At 47.3% G+C, this 21828-nt stretch carries 21 protein-coding genes; 11 read left to right on the top strand and 10 right to left on the bottom strand.

Annotation, left to right across the window (positions count from 1 at the left end; all coding sequences use genetic code 11):
* Nucleotides 1-119 precede the first annotated feature (119 nt).
* Both EL84_RS04870 and EL84_RS04865 read right to left on the bottom strand, forming a co-directional pair.
* Complete coding sequence (locus EL84_RS04870) at nucleotides 120-977, bottom strand: aldo/keto reductase (protein WP_047840900.1); 858 nt, start codon at nucleotides 975-977, stop codon at nucleotides 120-122.
* A 196-nt stretch (nucleotides 978-1173) separates the two neighbouring features.
* Nucleotides 1174-2388 carry an MFS transporter gene (locus tag EL84_RS04865; protein WP_047840899.1) on the bottom strand — a complete coding sequence of 405 codons (1215 nt, stop codon included), beginning with the start codon at nucleotides 2386-2388 and terminating at the stop codon, nucleotides 1174-1176.
* A gap of 165 nt (nucleotides 2389-2553) precedes the next feature.
* Here EL84_RS04865 and EL84_RS04860 point away from each other — a divergent pair, with 165 nt between their 5' ends.
* The 3 genes from EL84_RS04860 to EL84_RS04850 all read left to right on the top strand — a co-directional run bounded on the left by EL84_RS04860 (nucleotide 2554) and on the right by EL84_RS04850 (nucleotide 4219).
* Nucleotides 2554-2949 (top strand): winged helix-turn-helix transcriptional regulator, encoded by a 396-nt coding sequence (locus tag EL84_RS04860; RefSeq protein WP_017691613.1) that lies wholly within the window; start codon nucleotides 2554-2556, stop codon nucleotides 2947-2949.
* Nucleotides 2946-3623, top strand: a complete 678-nt coding sequence (locus EL84_RS04855) for a TIGR00266 family protein (protein ID WP_017691614.1) — start codon at nucleotides 2946-2948, stop codon at nucleotides 3621-3623. The genes EL84_RS04860 and EL84_RS04855 overlap by 4 nt, the downstream gene beginning before the upstream one ends.
* A gap of 134 nt (nucleotides 3624-3757) precedes the next feature.
* The gene (locus EL84_RS04850) at nucleotides 3758-4219 is read left to right on the top strand and encodes a MarR family winged helix-turn-helix transcriptional regulator (protein WP_036612197.1); all 462 of its coding nucleotides are present in this window, start codon (nucleotides 3758-3760) and stop codon (nucleotides 4217-4219) included.
* A 144-nt stretch (nucleotides 4220-4363) separates the two neighbouring features.
* On the opposite strand, the gene EL84_RS04845 is transcribed toward EL84_RS04850, so the two are convergent.
* Nucleotides 4364-5338: an aldo/keto reductase gene (locus tag EL84_RS04845; RefSeq protein ID WP_047841087.1), complete on the bottom strand. Its 975-nt coding sequence runs from the start codon at nucleotides 5336-5338 to the stop codon at nucleotides 4364-4366.
* A gap of 112 nt (nucleotides 5339-5450) precedes the next feature.
* Between EL84_RS04845 and EL84_RS04840 the strand changes: the two genes are divergently transcribed.
* Together EL84_RS04840 and EL84_RS04835 are read left to right on the top strand one after the other, a co-directional pair.
* A complete protein-coding gene (locus EL84_RS04840) occupies nucleotides 5451-6494 on the top strand; it encodes an LCP family protein (protein ID WP_321163408.1) in 1044 nt (347 codons plus the stop codon).
* A gap of 189 nt (nucleotides 6495-6683) precedes the next feature.
* A complete protein-coding gene (locus EL84_RS04835) occupies nucleotides 6684-9272 on the top strand; it encodes a DUF2339 domain-containing protein (RefSeq protein ID WP_047840897.1) in 2589 nt (862 codons plus the stop codon).
* Between the two features lie 380 nt (nucleotides 9273-9652).
* On the opposite strand, the gene EL84_RS31970 is transcribed toward EL84_RS04835, so the two are convergent.
* On the bottom strand, nucleotides 9653-9808 hold the full coding sequence (locus tag EL84_RS31970) for a hypothetical protein (RefSeq protein ID WP_156946129.1): 156 nt from the start codon (nucleotides 9806-9808) through the stop codon (nucleotides 9653-9655).
* 233 nt (nucleotides 9809-10041) lie between these two features.
* Between EL84_RS31970 and EL84_RS04830 the strand changes: the two genes are divergently transcribed.
* Together EL84_RS04830 and EL84_RS04825 are read left to right on the top strand one after the other, a co-directional pair.
* Nucleotides 10042-10713, top strand: a complete 672-nt coding sequence (locus EL84_RS04830) for an FHA domain-containing protein (RefSeq protein ID WP_047840896.1) — start codon at nucleotides 10042-10044, stop codon at nucleotides 10711-10713.
* Between the two features lie 26 nt (nucleotides 10714-10739).
* Nucleotides 10740-11318 carry a class I SAM-dependent methyltransferase gene (locus tag EL84_RS04825; protein ID WP_047840895.1) on the top strand — a complete coding sequence of 193 codons (579 nt, stop codon included), beginning with the start codon at nucleotides 10740-10742 and terminating at the stop codon, nucleotides 11316-11318.
* A gap of 231 nt (nucleotides 11319-11549) precedes the next feature.
* On the opposite strand, the gene EL84_RS04820 is transcribed toward EL84_RS04825, so the two are convergent.
* The 3 genes from EL84_RS04820 to EL84_RS04810 are packed head-to-tail and all read right to left on the bottom strand — an operon-like array spanning nucleotide 11550 to nucleotide 15369.
* A complete protein-coding gene (locus EL84_RS04820) occupies nucleotides 11550-13850 on the bottom strand; it encodes a carbohydrate-binding domain-containing protein (protein ID WP_047840894.1) in 2301 nt (766 codons plus the stop codon).
* Nucleotides 13851-13877: 27 nt separating this feature from the next.
* Nucleotides 13878-14558, bottom strand: coding sequence for a DUF4956 domain-containing protein (locus tag EL84_RS04815; RefSeq protein WP_036612177.1), 681 nt, complete (start codon nucleotides 14556-14558; stop codon nucleotides 13878-13880).
* Nucleotides 14551-15369: a polyphosphate polymerase domain-containing protein gene (locus EL84_RS04810; protein WP_047841086.1), complete on the bottom strand. Its 819-nt coding sequence runs from the start codon at nucleotides 15367-15369 to the stop codon at nucleotides 14551-14553. Before EL84_RS04810 ends, EL84_RS04815 begins: the two co-directional genes overlap by 8 nt.
* A 253-nt stretch (nucleotides 15370-15622) precedes the next feature.
* Between EL84_RS04810 and EL84_RS04805 the strand changes: the two genes are divergently transcribed.
* The 3 genes from EL84_RS04805 (at nucleotide 15623) to EL84_RS04795 (ending at nucleotide 18086) form a co-directional block, all read left to right on the top strand.
* Nucleotides 15623-16300 carry a response regulator transcription factor gene (locus EL84_RS04805; RefSeq protein ID WP_047841085.1) on the top strand — a complete coding sequence of 226 codons (678 nt, stop codon included), beginning with the start codon at nucleotides 15623-15625 and terminating at the stop codon, nucleotides 16298-16300.
* A complete protein-coding gene (locus EL84_RS04800) occupies nucleotides 16300-17661 on the top strand; it encodes a sensor histidine kinase (protein ID WP_047840893.1) in 1362 nt (453 codons plus the stop codon). Before EL84_RS04805 ends, EL84_RS04800 begins: the two co-directional genes overlap by 1 nt.
* A gap of 137 nt (nucleotides 17662-17798) precedes the next feature.
* On the top strand, nucleotides 17799-18086 hold the full coding sequence (locus tag EL84_RS04795; protein WP_370511430.1) for a hypothetical protein: 288 nt from the start codon (nucleotides 17799-17801) through the stop codon (nucleotides 18084-18086).
* Between the two features lie 461 nt (nucleotides 18087-18547).
* On the opposite strand, the gene EL84_RS04790 is transcribed toward EL84_RS04795, so the two are convergent.
* The gene (locus EL84_RS04790) at nucleotides 18548-19315 is read right to left on the bottom strand and encodes an SDR family NAD(P)-dependent oxidoreductase (protein WP_047840892.1); all 768 of its coding nucleotides are present in this window, start codon (nucleotides 19313-19315) and stop codon (nucleotides 18548-18550) included.
* A 195-nt stretch (nucleotides 19316-19510) separates the two neighbouring features.
* On the opposite strand from EL84_RS04790, the gene EL84_RS04785 reads away from it, so the two are divergent.
* On the top strand, nucleotides 19511-20149 hold the full coding sequence (locus EL84_RS04785) for a TetR/AcrR family transcriptional regulator (RefSeq protein WP_047840891.1): 639 nt from the start codon (nucleotides 19511-19513) through the stop codon (nucleotides 20147-20149).
* A gap of 9 nt (nucleotides 20150-20158) precedes the next feature.
* Here EL84_RS04785 and cobA read toward each other — a convergent pair whose 3' ends face one another.
* Both cobA and EL84_RS04775 read right to left on the bottom strand, forming a co-directional pair.
* Complete coding sequence (gene cobA, locus EL84_RS04780) at nucleotides 20159-20929, bottom strand: uroporphyrinogen-III C-methyltransferase (protein WP_047840890.1); 771 nt, start codon at nucleotides 20927-20929, stop codon at nucleotides 20159-20161.
* Complete coding sequence (locus tag EL84_RS04775; RefSeq protein ID WP_047840889.1) at nucleotides 20926-21807, bottom strand: formate/nitrite transporter family protein; 882 nt, start codon at nucleotides 21805-21807, stop codon at nucleotides 20926-20928. Before EL84_RS04775 ends, cobA begins: the two co-directional genes overlap by 4 nt.
* Nucleotides 21808-21828 lie beyond the last annotated feature (21 nt).

Below are 21828 nucleotides of genomic sequence, written 5' to 3'. Positions count from 1 at the left end.
GTGCAGTTTTAGCGAGGCTTGGCTATAGGGAAGAGAATATAACGAAAAACACCGGATACTGGTCCGGTGTTTTTTCGTTATATTATGTCAAACCAAGCAGGCTCCAAAAAGGTTATTCATTAGAAATCGAAGTTGTCCGGATCAGGTCCAACGCGTACATCTTCGTTCAGAGCACTGATCTGATCCATCTCTTCATTTGAAAGTTCAAAGTCGAAGATGGAGGAGTTCTCGATAATCCGGTTTTCCTTGGTAGACTTCGGAATCGTAATAACTCCATTTTGCAGATCCCAACGCAGGATGACTTGTGCAACCGATTTGCCTTTGGCTGAAGCAATCGCCGTGAGCACTGGGTTGTCCAACAGCTGACCTTGCATTAGAGGAGACCAAGCTTCAAGCTGGATACCATGCTTCTCACAGAAAGCCTTAAGCTCAACCTGAGTCAGGCGAGGGTGGTATTCCACCTGATTGATCATCGGTTTCACTTTGGCATCCTGCATCAGGTCTTCGAGATGATGAATCTGGAAGTTGCTTACGCCAATAGCTTTAATGCGGCCGGCTGCGTACAGTTCTTCGATCGCTTTCCAGGCTGCTTTGTATTTGCCTGCCTTAGGCCAGTGAATCAGATACAGGTCAAGGTATTCCAGTCCCAGTTTGTTCAAGGTTGTATCAAAAGCCGCAAGTGTCTCTTCATATCCGAGGTCTGCATTCCATACTTTAGATGTAACAAACAGTTCTTCGCGTTTCAGGTTGTTTTCTTGCAAAGCTTCTGCAATCGCTTGACCAACACCGACTTCATTGCCGTATATTGCAGCAGTATCAATGCTTCGGTATCCATGTTTAATCGCATTTTTCACAGCTTCAATCAGTTCAGATCCTTCTTCTACCTTAAATACACCAAGTCCGAACCAAGGCATAGAAACACCGTTATGCAGAGTTACTGTGGATTGTAAATGTTGTGCGGTTTGAGCTGTTGTCATGAGATTTCCTCCTTAAAGTGTGTAAAAATCAGTCATATTAAGCTGAATTTTTGTTGTTTTATCATACAAAATTAAATCATAGTAGATCAAATTGGGTTCAACGTATTATAGTATAATAAAATACCATGTGAAACCGGTTCCCCTCGAAGGCTGGAACTGATATATATAAGAGTGAGACCCATGGTCGGAATGGAAATTAGAACGAAGCTTTCTCCATTTCGACTGATGCATGTTGATCTTTGCTTTCCAGCATTTTAGCCCATGCGGTCAGGATTACAGCTACGAGAACCATCAAGGCTCCGACCCATGTCGTGTGAATCAAACCGATGGAATCATTGATCACTCCACCCAAATAGGCACCTATAGCGATTCCTGCATTAAATGCGGCGATGTTAAAGGCTGAGGCTACATCCTTGGCCTGTGGTGCATATCGTTCAGCCAAGGTTACAACGTACATCTGAAGACCAGGCACATTCATGAAGGCGAGCAGGCCCATACCCATAATGGTGAGCAGTGCTGCCAACTTAAACGGGACGGTGAAGTACATCACGCCGAGAATGATGGTCTGAATGATGAACATGTAGAAGAGCGCCTTGAGCGGGTTGCGATTGGCTGCTCTGCCGCCGATGATGTTGCCAACAGCAATGGCGATTCCGTACAACAACAGAATGAACGCTACTGTTTTCTCGGAATATCCGCTGATATCATGCAACAACGGGGACAGATACGTAAACACAACAAATGTTCCTCCGTACCCAACAGCCGTGATGGCAAAAGCAAGCAGCAAGCGTCCACCTGTAACGAGCTTCAGCTGATCCCGAAATGCCGTCCGTGTTCCTCGCTTCAACGTGGATGGCACGAGTATCAGGTTACCGATCATTGCAACGATGCCAACCACAACAATCAGGATAAAGGCAGCGCGCCAGCCCCAATGTTGACCAATGAGTGTACCGAGAGGTACACCGGTTACTGTGGCAATGGTTAGACCGGAGAACATGATGGCAATGGCACTCGCCCTACGGTCGGCAGGCACCAGATCGGCTGCAATCGTGGAGCCAATGGACATGAACACCCCGTGTGCCAGAGCGGACACTACTCGTGCAATGAGTAACATGGTGATGCCCGTCGATAGTGCAGCCAACGTGTTACCCGCAATGAAGACAATCATGATGGCAAGCAATAGCGTTTTGCGTGATATGGTAGACGTCAGTGAGGTCAGGACAGGAGCCCCAAAGGTAACGCCTAATGCATATAAAGTAACGGTCAGTCCCGCTGTAGTTACGGAAATGCCCAGGTTATCTGCAATGAGGGGCAGTAGCCCAACGCTGATAAATTCTGTGGTACCAATCGCGAATGCACTAATGGCCAGTGCTAGCAGTGCCCACGTGCTGCGTTTTGAATCTTGTAACATTTCCTTGCTCAACTCCCCCGAATGTAGATTTACGTACCGGCAAATGCTATTATGAGTTATTCGGTATAGATTGAATAGTACGTACTTTTTAGTACCCTACGTACTTTTTGGTGCCTATACAGCATGCGACGGATGTAATCCAATTCATCAGGGAGGAAGCAAGTTATGGTTAGAAAAAAATATAACATCTCGGTTGAAGCTACCTTAGAAGTGATCGGTGGCAAGTGGAAATGCGTCATTCTCTGTCATCTGACACATGGAAAAAGACGAACCAGTGATCTTAAGCGTATTATGCCCGCAATTACACAAAAAATGTTAACACAGCAACTCAGAGAGCTTGAAAACGACGGGATCGTAAACCGCATCGTATATAATCAGGTCCCTCCCAAAGTAGAATACGAATTGAGTGATTACGGGAGAAGTCTTGAACCGATTCTCAATGCGCTCTGTAACTGGGGAGATCAACATATTGTGAAGGAATACGGAGACAAATCAGCAGTTCTGGAAGATAATGGACTCAATGATTTTAACTCTGACAATAGGGAGCTGGTGCAACCGTGAACTATGAGATTTTATACGATGGTGCTTTTGCGATGCTCAAGGTACATTTGCAGCGGGGAGAGCGGTTCAAGGCCGAAAGTGGTGCGATGGTATCTATGACTCCTACGGTTGAACTGAAGGGTTCAGCAGAAGGTGGGATGTTTGCCGGGTTCGGTCGGATGCTGAGCGGGGAGAAGTTTTTCTTTCAGGAACTGACGGCTGCGGGCGGATCGGCAGAGATTCTGCTCTCACCTTCAAGCATGGGCGATGTAGAAGCTGTTGAATTGGACGGTTCCTATTCACTCTATGTGCAGAAAGACGGATTTCTGGCAGGAACAGAGGGCATTCAGGTGAATACCAAAATGCAAAACCTGAAAAAAGGTCTCTTTTCGGGAGAAGGTTTCTTCATTATTGAGATCAGTGGACGTGGAACTGTATTTCTGTCTTCCTATGGTGCCATCCATGCGATTAATCTGGCAGCAGGTGAAGAAATGATCGTGGATAACGCCCATTTGGTGGCATGGCCTCATTATGTAGATTACCGTATTGAGAAAGCTTCACAGGGCTGGTTATCCAGTGTAACAAGTGGAGAAGGACTGGTATGTCGGTTCCGGGGAGAAGGAACCATTCTTATACAGAGCCGCAATCCGCAAGGATTCGGACAATGGGTGAAGCAGTTTATCCCTGCGCGCTAATTATTTTTTTGAGAAAGAACACACAGAGTTGCAACGGATATGTTTCCATCATCGTTATATGAATAATGGATTTACTTCATTGACTGACGGGTATATATTCTGTTGCATAAGGTCGCACATCATGGAGGTATGAGATGACAAGCTCACGGTATAAAAACGCACAAGAAAGTCCGGGATATCTGTTATGGCAGGTTACAGCCATGTGGCAAAAGGAAGTACGCAGGGTGCTGGAGCCCCTCGAACTGACACAACCTCAATTTGTATTATTGCACGCCTGTTTATGGCTCAATGAACACGATGAGGAAGGCAAGGGAGTGACTCAGGTTCAAATTGCTCAGTTTGCCAAGGTGGATGTTAACGTGACTTCTCAGGTTCTACGTGCGCTTGAAAAAAGGGGATTAATTACCCGCGCTCGTCATCAGACAGATACGCGTGCCAATATTATCACAACAACGGAAGAAGGAACCCGATTGGCTGTGGAGGGAATCCATCTGGTCGAGGAATCGGACAAGGCATTTTTCGAAACTTTGGATGAACGTAAGGGAGAGTATTTGGAGATCATGCAGGAGTTTCTTCGCCAAAAAACAGAGAGTTGATCCGTAATATGTCTTTTTTTAATGTATTAAACTACAGAATGTAGTGGAACTGGAAAATTTTCTGATTATTAATAATTATAACACCTCTGTAAAATACAAATAGACCTCCTGACTTCATCTTGTCGGGAGGTCTATTTTGGTTGCTCAATCGATTCGATAGGACGCAAACGGCTCGCGGCGACGGAAAGAGTCACTAATCTGGTCCAGATCGGCCAACAGCTCATCGGGCAGTGACATGTCCAGACTAGCCAGATTATGTTCCAGCTGTTCGGTGCGTGTAGCGCCCACAATCACTGTGCATACAGCTGGACGTGTCAGTAGCCATGCGAGTGACAGCACACTCGGGGAGCATCCATATGAGGCAGCTTTAGCACTCACTTGTTCACTCAGTTGGATATTATGCTCCAGCAGGAAACGGTTGAAGGACGGATCGGTGTCTGCTCTGGAACCAGAAGGCACACGGGTCTGTCCGTTATATTTACCGGTCAGAATACCACCTGCCAGCGGGAAATACGGGATAATGCCTACACCCTGATCGAGACACATCGGTACCAGTTCAAGCTCGGGTGTACGGTCTGCCAGGGAGTAGCTGGTTTGGGTGGAGATGTAGCGCACATAACCTTTCTGTTCACTGATGCCCAGAGCTTTCATCAGCTCCCAAGCTGCGTAGTTGGAGGCTCCGATATAACGGACTTTGCCGGAAGTGACCATATCATCCAATGTGCGCAGTGTCTCATCCAGCGGTGTATGCGGATCAAAAGTATGGATCTGGTACAGATCCACATAATCCGTTTGCAGACGCCGCAGGCTATGTTCCAGCTCTTGTTGCAGATGGTAGCGGGAGGAACCCCGCCCATGAGGACCATCATGCCGGGGTAATCCGGCCTTGGTAGCAAGCACCGCGTTTTCCCGTCGACCTGTGAGAGCCTGTCCAATAATGCGTTCCGATTCCGTGCCTGCGTAGATGTTGGCGGTATCGATAAAGTTGATGCCCTGATCCATCGCTGCATGAATAATGCGGGTAGAAGCTGCTTCATCCGCGCGTTTGCCAAACGCATTGGTGCCAAGCCCCAGTGCCGACACACGTAAACCACTATCGCCCAAACGTCGATATTCCATCATTCATCGCTCCTTCTCTATTCATTTATGTAATGCAGATTATAACGTAATCTATTGAAAACGTGTTATTAATATAGTTAAATGATTCTAAGAACCCGTTATTAAAGGAGATATGATGGAAAACAGTGCTGCACATTTAACAAGACGGAAGCCGAAGAACCCGAAGAAGAAATGGAAGAAACCATTAATCATCACCCTAAGTGTGCTGCTTGTGTTGGGAGGACTCGGATTTATCTATCAAAAGCAACTCGTCGTGTTTGCCTTTAATTTGTTCGCTTCAGCTACAGTGAAGGATGCCTTGGATGACTCCTTTGTACCAGCTGGCGATAAGGATGCCCCTGTCGTGGAACATACGGACCCGTTCTCATTGTTGCTGCTGGGTATTGACCAACGGGATAACGAACCAAGCCGTTCGGATACCATCATCTATTCCGTCGTGCGTCCAGAAGACAATAAAGTGCTGCTGCTGTCCATTCCACGTGATTCCTATACCGAGATTGTCGGCCGGGATGTGAAGTCAAAGATCAACTCAGCGTATGCCCATGGTGAAGCCAAGATGGCGATGGATACGGTGGAGAATTTGCTGGGGAACAAAGTGGATTTCTATGCCGCGATTAATTTTAACGGGCTCAAGGATATTGTTGATGCGGTGGGTGGCGTTGAACTGCCAATCAAAAAGAATATTGAGAACAAGCTCAAAATTCATGAGAAGCTGTTTGTTGAAGCCAATAAACCGATCTATAGCGGCGAAGAAGCGCTTGGTTATGTGCGTTACCGGGAGGACTCCGATTTCAATCGGACGATGCGTCACCGGATTTTCCTAAGTGCCTTCATGAATCGTGCGCTGGAAGTCAAAAATCTGACCAAGATCCCGGACGTAATCCAGATTGCCGGATCGAATTTTACAACCAACATGACCTCGGACTTTATCGTGAAATTTGCCGAGTCCTTATATATGAAAGATAGCATACCAACGATCAGCAATTACATGCTGAAGGGTGAGGGTGCAACGCGCAGTGGCACATGGTACTACGATCTGTCTGAGGACGATCTGCAATATGTGCGTGGCATGATCGCCAGTTGGCTGGACCCAGATGCGACCGAGATAATTGAGCCCGAGTCAGCGGACCAATCGGAGACGAGTGATGCGGCATAAGCATCGATTCTTGTGCAAATGCTCATATGAATATAAGTCCGGCGAAGCAGTTGCTTCCCGGCTTTTTTGCGTTTGAGATCCTACGGATGAAATATTGCACAGATATATCTAATGTTTAAACCTCTTTTTATGGCATACATATAGTAAAATATAGGGAAAAGATTAAACATCAACCAACGGAGGAAGCTCATGAAGGAGTTTAAGGATCGGCTTCAACAGGTTCAGGAGCAGCAGAAACAGCTGGCTAAGGAGTATCACGCCTTGCTCCAGGAATACCAGTCCGATGACCTCATCGTTCAGAATGAACAACTGCAGGAACAGTATGAAGCCCACAAACTCAAGCTGCGCCAGCTTGAACTTCGCTCGCGCAAGATGGAAGAAGAGAATGCACGTCTTCGTATGGCGTTATCTGAACAGATGCTGGATGAAAAGCTGAATCTGATCCGGGTATCGCGTGAGAAGATGGAGACCTATTTTCAAGGGAAAACAGCGGTACATAATGATCGAATTGCATTCCATGAACATCGAACCAAATCCAATCTAAACGCGCTGTACAACCAGGCCACACAGGAGTTGCAAGAGGATTCCCACGAGGTGAAGGAGAGGATTGCTTACCTTGCGGCTGAGGTGAATGAGCGCATTGAATCGCATAAGCGGGCCGTACGGGAGCGAGAAGAGGCTCTACGTGGGCACATAGAGCGTGGATATGAGCAGATGGCGGAGGAAGGGTTGAGCGAAGAGACTATTCAACGCCGGATCAAGCAGAATCGCATGGAGATGAAAATTGGACTTAGCTGGATCAACAAGGTAGCCATCCTGCTCCTCATTCTGGGCGTTGGAGCAGCGTTCCGTTACTCGTACTCGACCTGGTTTAATGACGAGATGAAGAGCGGAGCCTTTTTCCTGCTTGGCGCTCTGATGCTCGCGGGAGGAGAGTTGCTGTTCCGGCGCAAAAAGCAGACGTTTGCAATGGGGCTGCTCGGCGGTGGGATCTCCGTGTTATTCGGGTCCGTCTTCTATAGTTACTTTTTACTGCATATTATCGGGTTATATACGGGACTTGCCCTGTCTGTATTGGTATCGGCAATCTCCGTATTATTGTCTTTGAGATACCAGTCGAAGACCATCTGTTCACTAGGTTTGGTGGGCGGCTATCTTCCGTTATTCTCCTACATGTTCTCGTTCGGGCTTGAAGGGACTGCTGTCTATGTAGCCATGATCTATCTGCTGCTCTTAAACGGCATTATTGTGTTCATATCATTCGGCAAACGGTGGCCGGTAGTGCACTATATCAGTTTCCTGTTCAACACACCATCCATGCTCATCCTCTTATGGCTGTCGCCAAGTGAGAAGATTGGCATGTTGTATTCCATTGTGACGTTTGCATTATATCTGGGCATTACACTGGCATATCCGTTCAAACACCGAATGAAGTTAACCTGGTGGGATTTCGCTCTACTCGCCATGAATACGAGCATTAGTTGTCTGATGTTATACGTATTATTTGATGTGGCGGGTTGGAATGATGCTCAGGGTTTGCTGGCGTTAATCTTCTGCGTGGTGTATCTGGGCCTCGCACGATTCGTTCAGCGCCATATGGATCAGGAGAAACAGACGATTCTGCTCTTTTATGTCACTTCCCTGACATTCGCCATTCTGATTATTCCGTTCCAATTCGGGGCCAAGTGGTTATCGATGGGTTGGTTAATCGAAGGGGTTCTGTTGGTTACGCTTGGACATCTGAAACGGCTCAAGTCGGTGGAACGTGCCGGATGGGGTATCGTGCTTCTATGTCTAATCACTTTTGTGTACTACGATCTGCTGGCGTTATTCTTCATCGGGGAACGTTCTTATTTCATGTTAAAATACTCCAGCATTACGCTGGGGACCCTGCTGATTACACTGTATTATGCCTGGGCAGTTCACAACAGCTCATCTTCCAGGGAGAGATTCAACTACAGCCCGCTGGAGCTGGGTTTCCTGAACGGATTCAAGTATGTGACACTTGCGAATCTGTGGTTATACGTGCTGTATGAGTCAAATGAATTGTATACCAGAGCTGTCGATGGGACGTTCCTGTTATACATGTTCTACAAGTTACTCATGTTCGCAGCGCTCACCATTGCGTTAGCCTATGGACTGAACAAGGTCAAGTTGCTGCGTGATCGATACGTGCAGGTGTATACCACTTTCTTGCATGCTATTGGCTGCTGTATTGCATTGGCCGTAACCTTAACCATGCCAGCGCTTCAGCCGGAAGTTCAACAGCATACAGCGGCAGAGATTGTTGGTTTGCTGGTGTTAATTATCTTTAACGTAGGGGTATTCTTTGCAGGAAGGGATCTGCTGATTGCAGGCATCCGCGGGCAGTTCAAGAGCATTGAATGGTACCCGGTTATCGCAGGGGTGTATCTGCTCGGTGTCATCACCGTATTCCTGACGATTCAGTTCCAGTGGGGTGATGTGGGGCTGATGTTCAGCCTGATCTATCTGCTGCTGGCGATTCTCTATATTGCCTATGGATTCCGTAGAAAATATGTCATGATTCGGCGCCTCGGCCTTGGCCTAACGTTGTTCGCTACGGGGAAGATGGTGTTCTATGATGTGGGGATGCTTACCTCGGGTAGCAAAATCTTTGCCTATTTCAGCTTCGGCGTACTATTGCTGGGGATCTCTTACCTATATCAGAAGGTGTCCAGCCGGATGGAGGAAGTACAGTCCAGAGAGACAGCGAAGCCTGACGACGAGCCGACTGTACCGGAGGAAGACCAAGATTGATTTGGGTTTTGAACGATTGTATTTACCTTTGCGATTATCGGAGGAGGGATTCTTGAAATGGGATTCGACCTGAAAATTATGCTTTGGCAGTTGTTATGGTTCGCTGGCCCTGTAGCTCTTGTCGTGTATGGCTGGAGGAAATTCGGCGCGAGAAAGAAGCGGCAATGACATGAATGTGGGTAAGATGGTGGGAATGTCCGCTGTCCACTTCACTTCGCTTTGGGAAATAAGTCGTGTAATATAGATTTTTTCAATCCAAAATGAGGCTCCGGGCTGCTGTGAACAGCAATCTGGGGCCTTATTGATGTGAGTCTATGGCTTAGCCTAATATGACATTCGTGAAACGTTTTGCGCGGAGATCACGTTATAATAGAGTAGACTTAGGGCTGGATCTTCATTTGTAACCATGAGTTTTCGGCAGCCGAGGTGCCTTTCAGTGATTCTCCGCCATCATCATTCATACGGGAGAGCACGGTTAATGTCATGGACAGGGCAAAGGCGAGCAATACGTATATGAAAATATTTTTTTTGTTCATTAGAAGGTACCTCTCTTGTTGAATGAGCTAAAGTAGACATCCGGCCGCCATGAGAAAAAAAGCACAACGTCTGGTATAGTAGAGTAAGTAGAACCGAACATAAATCGTTCCTGTATACCACTATATTGAACTATAGCGGTGCAAACAATGGAACAAATCTGATGAATTTATCATTATTGTTATGAAATGTTTATAGAGATCGAGTGAGTGATCATTGAAGGTGGGAGAATAACATGCGGGAGACGGCAAAAATCGTCATTCGTACGCCAGGACAGGAAAGTGACGGCTCATTCGCTTATGTAAGCCAAGGTCGCTCCATTACGGTGGGACGTTACACAGGCGGAAGTGAATTGGACTTGTCTGTTTATAATCAGATGATATCGAAGCGGCATTGCCGCATTCATTATGATGTACAGCAACAGTTATGGATCGAGGATCTGGATAGCAAAAATGGAACCGAACTGAACGGGCAGCGCCTCGTTCCCTATGAGAAATATCCGTTTAGCGAAGGAGACAGCCTGACGTTGGTCAACGGCTTGATCCAACTTCGCACGGAAGGCGATCTTGGAGAGACGAGGGAATATCGTGTGTCGGATCTGCTGGGTGAGGGCGTACGTTTACTGGATCACCTGCAAACCGTACAGATCGGCGAAGTGGAGATTCCGCTGTCCAAGAAGGAGTACCAGCTGTTCAAGTTGCTGTATAGTCAACTGGACCACTTTGTGACAAGGGAACAGATTGTGGCTCAGGTGTGGCCAGAGCGTAGTATGCTGGAGAGTGAAGCGGTAGGGATCGACGAGATTAATTCGCTAATCTATCGGACGAATCGCAAGCTGGGTGTACATTTTACCATCAAGTCCGTTTATAAAAAGGGTGTATATATGAAGTCTCATGTGCCGGAATGAATGAGTGATAACAAAGGGATGAGTTCATGTTCATCATTTACCTGATTCCATGGCTGATTGCCGTGGTGACATTGATAGGTGTCATATCCATCGTACTTGTCAGTTGGAAAAACGGGATTTCGCCGATGCCCACATCTGGCCGTGTCAGGCAGGTGGTCATTCAAGAGGTAAACCGTATTCCGGGGTACGGGGATGTGCTCGAAGTGGGCTCTGGATGGGGCACATTGGGATTGGATGTTGTAAGACACTGCCCTGGCAAAAGGCTGATCGGGATTGAGAATTCTATTATCCCCTTATGGTCTTCCCAACTGATTGCCTATCTAAGTGTTCGCTTACGTCGAGCCAAGGGAAACAAGCACTCTCTCAAGGGCAGGCTGCGCTTCGTGCGTGGAGACATCTACACCAGTTCCTATGAACATGCAGATTGTGTAATTTGTTATCTGTTCCCGGGAGCTATGACCCGGCTTCTGGACAAGTTCAGTCGAGAGCTTCCGCCGGGTGCCAAGGTGATTAGTGTCTGTTTTGCGTTGCCAGGAAAAGAACCGCTACGCACCATTACATGCCGGGATGCCTTGCGCACCAAGGTGTATGTGTATTCCTTTTAAAGAAAAGAACAGGAAAGTGATCACCAGTTTTTTGCTCAGCTGGAGTGCTGTAAATCTTCTGCCATAACGTTAATGGATGAAAGAGTGTGCTCCATATCATAGTAATGCAGATACCACGTAAGAACGCGGATGCGAAAAAGGCCCCGAACTCACTATGAAGTGATTCGGAGCCTTTTTGTCTCGCCTTTGAGTTAGGGCAAGAGATTGCTTGATTATTGCTTACTGCACGTATTATTTTGCAGAATCGGTAGTGCCTGTGCTGTCGAATGTTGTACCGGATTGCGAACGATTCCGTCCGCCTCCGAATCCGCCTTGTCCACCGCCGCCACCAGGACCGCCCATACCTGTATTGGCAGTGGTTACACCAGTTTCATTCACCCAAGTCACATTACTGGTCGATTGGAATGCAACCACTTGAGTTCCGCCACTATAGGTACCGTCTGTGTAGAGTCCATCTACCGCTTTACCCGTAGACGTACCACCGGAGTAGATCACGTAGGAACCATCTTTCGCAAGTTCCGGGGAGCTGACAACCACGGTTTGATAATCTTTTGCTGGTGCAAACGTCAGAATGTTGTTGTCTTCGCTATCTTGTACATGTACAAGTGTTCCAGCTTTTTGTGTTGCAGGGAATGTCATCACAATGGTGTTTTGCGTAGATGCATCGGATGTTCCTTGTGCCATACCAGAGCTTCCGGCAGCCACGAGGTACCCACCGCTGATTTCAAATGTACCGTCATAATCCAATGCTCCGTTGCCGCTATTCGTCGGTCCGTTCACAATAACCGTTCCGCCAGTCATGTTAATGGAACCATTGGAATCTAGCCCGTCACCACCTGCGTTCACGGTGAGGGAGCCGCCGTTAATGTGGAACTCGTTATTGCTCACTGCTCCCATACCGCCCGGTCCACGTCCTTGCTGATTAGCAGCTGTACCTTGGGATGCCTGATCGGTAGTCGATGTTGTGCCTGTCGTTTCGGTTACAGAGATGTTCGATGTCGTTGTTGCATCGGTTGCTGTAGTCGCGCTATCTGTACTTGCCGCTGTATTCGTAGCTGTCTCCGTCTCGCCACCTGCAGCATTTACGCCATCATCGGATGCCGTTACATCCACATCGCCATCGTTCAGGGTGATGATTGCACCTTCAAGTCCTTCATAGCTCTTCGCAATGGTGATGGTTCCACCGTTGATCGTCAGGGCCTGATCGGCATGAATGCCGTCATCACCAGATTCAATGTTGAATATTCCGTCGTTGACGGTCACAATATTGTTGCTGTGCAGGGAATCATCCATGGAATCAATGGTATACGTACCACCATTAACCGTAAGGTCTGTGCCTGCTTTGAGCGCTTTGGCACTTGTAGACTCGGTTGCTGTTGTTGCAGTGTCCGCATCAGCATTGTTATCCGTTGTTGTTGTTGTTGTTGTGTTGGCAGGGTTGGATGCTGCTGCGCCGTTTGTGTTAGTTCCGGCATTCGTACCGCTGTTAGTAGGCATCTCGGGCATATCCGCAGGAGGTTCGCCATCTGGTGGTGTGCCCATATCCGTTGGACGTGTGCCGCCACCCCATCCACCACCACCAAATGGACCTTCTTCTACTTTGGCTGGTGCATTGGCGCTACCGCCACCCGTTACAATGTTGTATGTGCCGCCATCCGTAACAAGTGCGGTTTCGGCTTGAATACCGTCGTTACCACTTTGGATATCGAAGGTACCTCCATCGATAGCAACGTAACCTTTGGTGGTATCTGTGTCATTGGTTGATTTAATGCCGTCGCCTTCGGCTTCAATGGTAATCGTACCCGCTTGGATGGCGACCATATCTTTACCTTTGATGCCGTCATCGGCTGCTTTGACGCTGATGTTACCACTAATGATTTTCAGATCATCCTTGCTCGTAATACCTTCATTATAGTTACCTGTGACGTTCAATTGACCTGCACCATTGAATGTAAGATCTGCTTTGCTGAAGATTGCAGCATCCGGCTCGTCTGTCGTAGCGTCAGCGTACACATACGTTTTACCATCGGAAACGGTATTCTTGGTTCCTTTTTCGAGTGTAATCACCGCTTTACCAGCCTTCTGAATGTAGATTGCGGCGCTGTCGTTATCATGAATTGTTGCTCCGTTTAATACGAGATGTACGGTACCCTTATCGGCAACGTTAACCACGATCTGTCCATCCGTTAGCTCACCGCTAAGTACATAAGTGCCTGCTTCAGAGATGGTTACCGAACCATTCGCTGCTTTGGCGCCCGAACCGGTTACCGTTGCAGTTGTTCCGTTCAGCTTAATCGCTGTGGAATCTGCCTCACTCCAGCTAATATTGGTATCGTCAGCATCCAGAGAGACCAGATCTGCATATTTTACTGAAGTTTGCTCGCTGACGGATACCGTTTTGGTTGTTCCTGTCGTTGACGTTGCGGCATTGGCGGTTGTGCTTGTCGTTGCTGGTGAACTGCATGCGGCGAGTAGGCTGGTAATCATGGCGATGGACCAAAGTTTGCTGCCTGTTATCATGTTTTTCTTCATATTAGATCGTTCCCTTCGAATTATAAATTAATATTCCGTTGTTGGACTCATGGTTAATGAGATATCCAGGTTGCCGTTCCGTGTGCGGATCGCATCGAGGAATTCCTTTTGGCTAACACTTTCGTGAATGGTTACACTGTAGACCAGCTCATACAGACTGCCGAGTTCGGTCGTTCTGATTTTTTTCAGATCAAAAGGTACGTTGAATGTATGGAACACTTCATTAAGAGCTTCTTCATAACTCAAGTTTTCGGGAATGGTGACTTTCAGCGTTTTCAGCTGACTCTTCTTGCCGCCAAAGTTGAAGCGACTCAGAACAAACATGAGTACACACAGGATAATGGTGAACAGCACCGCGTATCCAAAAGCGCCTACACCGCAGGCAAGACCGGAAGCCATCGTGAACAATACGTAAGCAATGTCTTTTGGATCACCAGGGGCACTTCGGAATCGGATGATCGAGAAGGCACCTGCCAAGCTGAATGCTCGAGCGATGTTACTGCCGATGAGCAGGATGATAATGGCGACAATAACGGGTAGGACGACCATTGTTAAGGTGAAGCTTTGGGAGTATGTGCTTTGGTTAGTCTTCATGTAGGTAAGGCTGATGACCAATCCCAGAATGATGGCAAGACCAATGGTGATGACTGCGTTGTTAAACGTCAGGTTGGTATCGGTTAGGGCTGAACTGAATAGTGAATCAAGCATATAGGACACGCTCTCTTTCTATAATCGTTTTATCTTGTTCTATGGATGGGTTGAAATCGGTACCTGGCACAAGAATGCGCTCCGTCTGGTAATTCAGGTTGGTTGTTCTCGCGAGATGTCTGAACTCGTTGCCGTATTTGGAGAATCCGGTGCGGTAGAGACCATGCTCACAAAGCAGTTGCGATAGCCATAGCGGAACGGTTTTCTCGGCTTTCACTTCCATCAGCCAACGACCGTCCTTTACCAGCGGTTCACCGTAATCTCCCTGTTCCAGCTTCAGATCGTATCTGCGGCTGCGAATGTTGGTGTCAAAGGTAATGCGGAGATCGCGGCTGTTCTTGTCGAAGAGTGCTTTGCGTTCATACGCCAGATACACTTTCGGTTCCAGATCGTATACCCGAAGGAAATATTTGATCTCTTCGACAACTTGTTTGTTCATGTAATCCGCGAGCTCTGGCGCCTGTCCCGAACGGACAAATTCATATGCTTCATCCAGCTTCAAAGCTGTTCTGCGCTTGTTCACCAGGCCAAATACTTTCTTTTTGATCTCCAGATACACTTTGGCGTTCTCTTCAGGGATTCCATAAGCCCGCAGTCTCAGCTTCTCCTTGTATTTTGGTTTGGAGAGACTGGCGCGGATCAGCGAATCTTGCGGAGTGTCGAAGTACAGGTTACTGATGGAGTAGTACTCATGTTTCTTGTTGTAGGCATCCAGCTCCATGTATTTCAGCAGGTCATTGTAGAAATGTGCGTACTGTTCATCTGTCAGAAGATACTTGCTCTCATATCGGTTGAATACTTCAATAGCCATGTGGGACTCAGTCCTTTCGTTGGTGGGTTGTATGTTTTGTTGCATCGTGTATTGCTTCCATGTCTGTATCTTAGAGCCCCAACCTTGAATGAATCTTAAATGGTTTTACATTGCGTTAACATTTTTTTACCTTCCTATAATAGTGCGCATACACAAAATGAATTAAGATTGATTCAAGGTTTAATTGATAGAATAAGAACATATAAAACAAGCCCATTGAGAGAAATAATTCAAGCAGAGGAATGAATAGATGATGAGAATATTAATTGCGGAAGATGAGGTTCATTTGGCAGAGGCTGTATCGCAGATTTTGAAAAAGAACAACTACTCCGTGGACATGGTCCACGACGGCAGATCAGGATTGGATTATGCGCAGAGCGGCATCTACGACCTGTTACTACTCGACATCATGATGCCGGAGATGGACGGGATCACCGTCCTGAAGAAACTTCGCAGTGAAGGCATTCATACGCCTGTCATTCTGCTTACTGCCAAGGGTGAACTATCGGACAAAGTCACAGGGCTCGATTATGGTGCCGATGATTATATCGCCAAGCCTTTTGCCACAGAGGAATTGTTAGCCCGGATTCGTGCAGCTTTACGGCGGAAGGGTGAAGTGGTTCCCGAGGATGGGCTGAAGTTTGGCGACATTGAGCTGAATACAACCCAGTTGAAGCTGAGCGTACAGGGTAAAGAGATCAAGTTGAATCTGAAGGAGAATGAACTGCTGGAGCTGTTGATTGCCCGCAAACAGGCGATTACCTCCAAAGAGCAGATTATTGAGAAGTTATGGGGATTTGATTCGGAAGTGGAGTATAACAATGTGGAGGTGTATATATCGTTTTTGCGCAAAAAATTAACCTTCCTGAACTCTGCCGTTCGCATTAACACGATTCGGGGTGTGGGGTATGTGCTTGAGGTGACGTCCTGATGTTCAAGAAACTCCGAAATCGATTCCTGATCGTGAATCTGGTGTCCATATCTATTATGATGCTGGTGGCATTTGCGACGATCTATACGATTACGTATCAGAATGTGCAGCGTGAGACAAATATGGAGCTGTACAAGGTGTCCGATTTCTATCACAGTCCTTATAATTCATCCAAGATGCCGCGCGGGGAAGGGCAGGGTTCCGGTACAGGGGGTAGTACAGGCTCTGGTTCAAGTTCTGGTTCAAGTTCTGGTTCAGATTCGTTTCCTTCCGATACCATGGGTGGTGATAATGGAGGTCCGGGAGGGGATCCCAACTCACCTCCGGCACGTTCCGTGTCGTTCATGATCAAGACGGATGACCAGTGGAAGATTACGGATACGCATTCCAGATTTGATATGGAAGATACGTTCTACGCTGAGGCGTTACAAAAGGTTGACCAGAATAAAGTTGGTGATTCGGAACGGCAGACGGGACAATTTACGCTGGATGGAACGGACTGGGCATATGTGGTTGATCCGAGCGGTGCCGGGCATATGATCGTATTTATTGATGTGACGGCACAACAAGGTATTCTTACGAATCTGATCTATACCTTTGCAGTTGTCGGACTGGTCATGTTGATTGTGATCTACTTCCTGAGTCGTTATTTTGCCAATCGTTCCATTGCACCAGTCAGAGAAGCGTTTGAGAAGCAAAAACAATTCATCGGTGATGCTTCACATGAGTTGAAAACACCTCTGGCGATCATCAATACCAATGCCGACGTACTGCTTGCGAATCAGGAGGATACTATAGCAAATCAGGCGAAGTGGCTTCACTATATTAAGTCGGAAACCGAGCGTATGACCGGACTTACGAATGATCTGCTCTATCTGACACAGATGGATGACTCACGCTCCACGATGATTCATGCGAAGTTCAATATGAGTGATGCGGTGGAGAGTATTATTTTACCGATGGAGGCCGTTATTTTTGAGAAAAACATCTCCCTCGATTACAACATTGAGCCGAATCTTACGGTTCATGGGAACAGTGAGCAGATCAAACAGGTCATTCTGATCCTGCTCGATAATGCGGTGAAGTATTCCGGTCCAAAAGGCGCCGTAAACGTCACCCTCCAGAAACAGAATAATGATGTCGTGCTGGCCGTATCCAATACAGGTGACGGCATTGCACCCGAACATCTGGATCGGATCTTCGATCGATTCTATCGTACGGATTCTTCAAGAGCCCGCAAGCATGGTGGGCATGGTCTGGGTCTGGCGATTGCTCGTTCCATTGTGGATCAGCACAAAGGAGAGCTATACGCTCGAAGTGTAGTCGGAGAGGGTGCTACATTTTACGTGCGGTTGTCGTAAGGGCGGAGTGATGAGCGAGCTCCACACTAACCTTCGCTACCGCTATATAATCGTTCTTCAGGCATAAGTTCTGCCTGTAATGGGTTAACCTATGCTACAATGGCAACAGTATGTATGAATCAAGGAGATGACTGAACGTGGCAGAAGCAAACGCAATTAATGAACAAGAAATGATGCAATATATTGCAGATAAAACGAAGGCAAGCCAGGCGAATATCGCCCTTGTGCTGAAGCATGAGCAAGCGTACATCAACAAGGCGCATGAGAATTCCAAAGGCAATGATGTTGATATTGACGGCGATGATCTGGCTGACTACATTCTTAGTCGTAAAGATGTGAAGCTGGATGAGTTGACAGTGGAAAGCATCCTGGATGCTGAGATGGACTACTTGATGGACAAGGGTCACGCGGGATACGTCGATTAAGTTAAGTGTGGGCAAAATCTAACGAACCTGATACGCCTTATAAGGGTATTTCTCGCTCGATTGGGAATGTAACGAATCTCAGACACATTATTCTCTGGATTTTAGGACTTTCCCATGCAGTTAAAGCATTTCCGCGGAATTAGCGTGTCTGAGATTCGTTAATTCGGGAAATAAGCGCTTTTAGCTGATATAAGGTGCCCTAGGTTCGTTAGAGTGATCACAAGGTGCAACGAGGCGTTAACTGGCTGTTTCAAAAGTACATTTTCACAGATGCCGCCTAATGAATGGCAAGTGTTGTACTATAAAAAAGACCTCAACTCCACAATACTGTGGTGTTGAGGCCTTTTTTAGATTGTAGTGACCAGGCATTCCTTCAGGAATACCTGTCGGTATAACTTTTCTAAGGATGGACTTGAAGTTCTATCGACCCGATCCCTATCAATCCCACCGTTTATAGCTTCTTATTGACCCACCATACCGCCATCTACGGTGTAAAGGGAAGCTGTTACATAAGATGCTTCTTCGGACAACAGGAAGTTCATCACCGCAGCGACTTCTTCCGGTTCGCCATAACGGCCCATTGGAATGCTGGACACGGTTGCTGATTGATAATCTTCCACGTTACCGGAATTAGCTTCGATCTGACGCATCATGCGTGTATTGATTGTACCTGGCAATACAGCGTTAACCCGGATATTATAAGGTGCCAGTTCATTGGCAGCGGTACGCGTGAGGCCAACTACTGCATGTTTGGACATAATATATGGAGATACGGCAGGTGCACCCATCAGACCCGCGAGGGAAGAGGTATTGAGAATCGCACCGGATTTTTGTTTTTTCATCACCGGAATGACATTTTGCAGACCCAGGAATACGCCACGAATGTTGACGTTATATACGGTGTCGAGTGCTTCAACACTCAGGTCTTCGATCAGTCCTGTTGGACCTTCAATTCCGGCATTGTTGGCAAAATAATCGATTCGACCAAAAGCATCCAATGCTTTTTGCACATAGTTTTTCACGTCTGCTTCTTGGGATACGTTCGCTTTTACGGCGATGACGTGCTCTTTGTCGAGGTTCAGATCATTAATCGTCTGTTGGATGGCTTCTTCATTCAGGTCCACCAGAACCAAGTTGATTTTGCGTTCAGCCAGGCGGCGTGCCAATTCTTTACCAATGCCTCCAGCTGCTCCTGTAATAACGGCTGTATGTGTATAAGATGTACTCATGAACTATCCGCTCCTTATTCATTATTGGCAGGTATTTCTCAAAAAAAGTTTCAACCTGTCGTCTATCTTTCCTGTCTCAATGTTAAGATATACATAGCAATGTGACAATAATCATTGACAGCGCATATGTCAGCTATCGGACAGAGGTGTAAGCGGTGTTCATTTATATTACAATAATGAACAAAGGAGGCGAAAATGTTGATCATTGAACATCCTCAGGACCGGAGAGCACGAAGAACGCAGGATGCGATCATCGCTGCGGCGGTTTCTTTGATATTAGAGAAGGGATCGGATGCCCTCACAATCCGGGATATTACGGAACGGGCGGATTACAACCGTGGAACCTTCTATTTACATTTTCCCGGCAAACCGGAGTTGTTGCAGTTCATTCTGGATGATTTCATGCAGGGAGTGGGGCGAGCTTATGCAGAACCATACGCACAGCTTACAGAAGTGGATATGACTGTATTGCTACCATCCACGATGCCTGTATTCGAATATATTGAAGCCCATCAGGATATCTTTCGTGCATTAATAACAATGCATTCAGATATGAGCTCCCGATTATGCAATATGTTTAGAACGTATCTAACCGAAGATTTTGTATTGGTGACCGAGGATAGTGAGTGGACGATTAATTACGACATCATGTTAAGTTATCTGGTATCTGCAACAGTAGGGGTAATCATGCATTGGGCAGAGATTGGATTCAAGTATTCTGCGCATTATATGGGAGAACAGCTTACGGCGCTGATTAACATCAAACCGACCCGTCTGCTGATTGAACCAGGGCAGAAGGGCCGGACTATTCACGAGCGTATGCTGTTGGATTAAAGGTCCGAATTATCCGGTCATGGAGGCGTTCGCGGCCTGTTGCATCTGAAGCAGCTGTTCGCGAATCAGGACGGACTCGCCGATCATGATTAATGCCGGATTATTCACTCGATGCGACTTGGCGAGGGAATGGAGTTCGGCAAGTGTGCCGGTAATAATCCGTTCCTCCGAGGTGGTTCCCCGTTCGATTAAAGCCGCAGGGGTGTGTCCGCTTTTGCCATGGTGAAGCAATTCATGTTGAATCTGGGGCAGTTTGCTAATGCCCATGTAGATGACCAGTGTGTCCACACTATGAGCGAGTAGATCCCAGCGAACCGATGATACACTTCCGTCACTGCCGGTTCCCGTGACACATGCGAAGGATGAAGCAACCCCGCGATGGGTTAACGGAATAAGGGATGAAGCGGATGTACCTACAGCTGAAGTGATGCCAGGAATGATCTCAAATGCAATCCCTACTTCCGCCAGCACAAGCGCTTCTTCACCACCACGGCCAAAGATAAATGGATCGCCACCCTTGAGTCGTACGACTTGTTTGCCTTCCGCTGCATGGGCAGCAAGCATCCGTCCAATCATCTCCTGACTCATGGAGTGAAGGCCTGGAGCCTTGCCGCAGTAAATGCGGAGTGCTCCTTCACGAGCCTCAGCGAGCAATTGGTCATTCACAAGCCGATCATACATAATGACATCTGCGGACTGAATACGTTTCAGGGCTTTTACCGTAATCAGATCCGGATCTCCAGGACCAGCGCCAACAATACTAACCAGGCCCCGACTCATGATCGTGTCCCCAATTTCGGTGCAGCATCGGAACTTGCTAATCCTGAACGACCACCCTGGATGGTCGCCAGTCTGGTCGATATCTTCACCGGATTTCCCCAGTGGTGGGCGGCATACAGACCGAGTCCAGTAAATACGGCTCCGCCTATGAGATTACCCACCAACACCGGGATCTGATTCCACAGCCACCAGTCAGCGACACTCACCTGTGCACCGAGCATCATGCCTGCCGGAATGACGAACATATTTACCACAGCGTGCTCAAATCCCTGAGCGAAAAATATCGTAATCGGCAGCCACATCGCTACGATTTTGCCCAGTGTGGAAGTAGAGGTCATCGCCATCACTGCCCCGAGTGTGACCATCCAGTTACATAGAATGGCTTTGATGATGACCAGTACAATGCCAGACCCACCCAAGTGCTGATATCCCAATGTTTTGGTTTCACTGGTCTGGATCAACGTTTGAATTAGAGGGTTGCTCATATCCGTACCCATCTTGGTAATGGTCAAGCCGTATAACAGAGCATAGAATGCACATCCGATTAGATGTCCTGTGATCACCCAAAAATAGTTTCGGAGCATATCCATCCATGTAATTCTACGTTTCAACACTGCGAGTGGAAGCATCGCAAAGTTTCCTGTCACCAATTCGAGACCCAGCAGAATAATGATGACAAATCCCGCCGGGAATATCAGTGCACCTGCCAAACCAACGGAAGTTTGAGATACAGCGGTATATGCCAGTGTGGTTGCAAAGGCAAGGATAGCCCCCGCCAGAAAACCGCGGATCAGCATCTGTACCCGATTCATTCTGGCTTTGCTCTCACCAGCTTCGACCATCGATTGCAGTACTTCTGCAGGTTTAACAAAATCCATAGCGCACGCCTCCTTGATGTC

The organism is Paenibacillus sp. VT-400, assembly GCF_001029205.1.
In the GTDB taxonomy this organism is placed as follows: domain Bacteria; phylum Bacillota; class Bacilli; order Paenibacillales; family Paenibacillaceae; genus Paenibacillus; species Paenibacillus amylolyticus.
The sequence above is the reverse complement of the archived record's forward strand: the minus strand, read 5'-3'. Positions and strand labels throughout refer to the sequence as shown.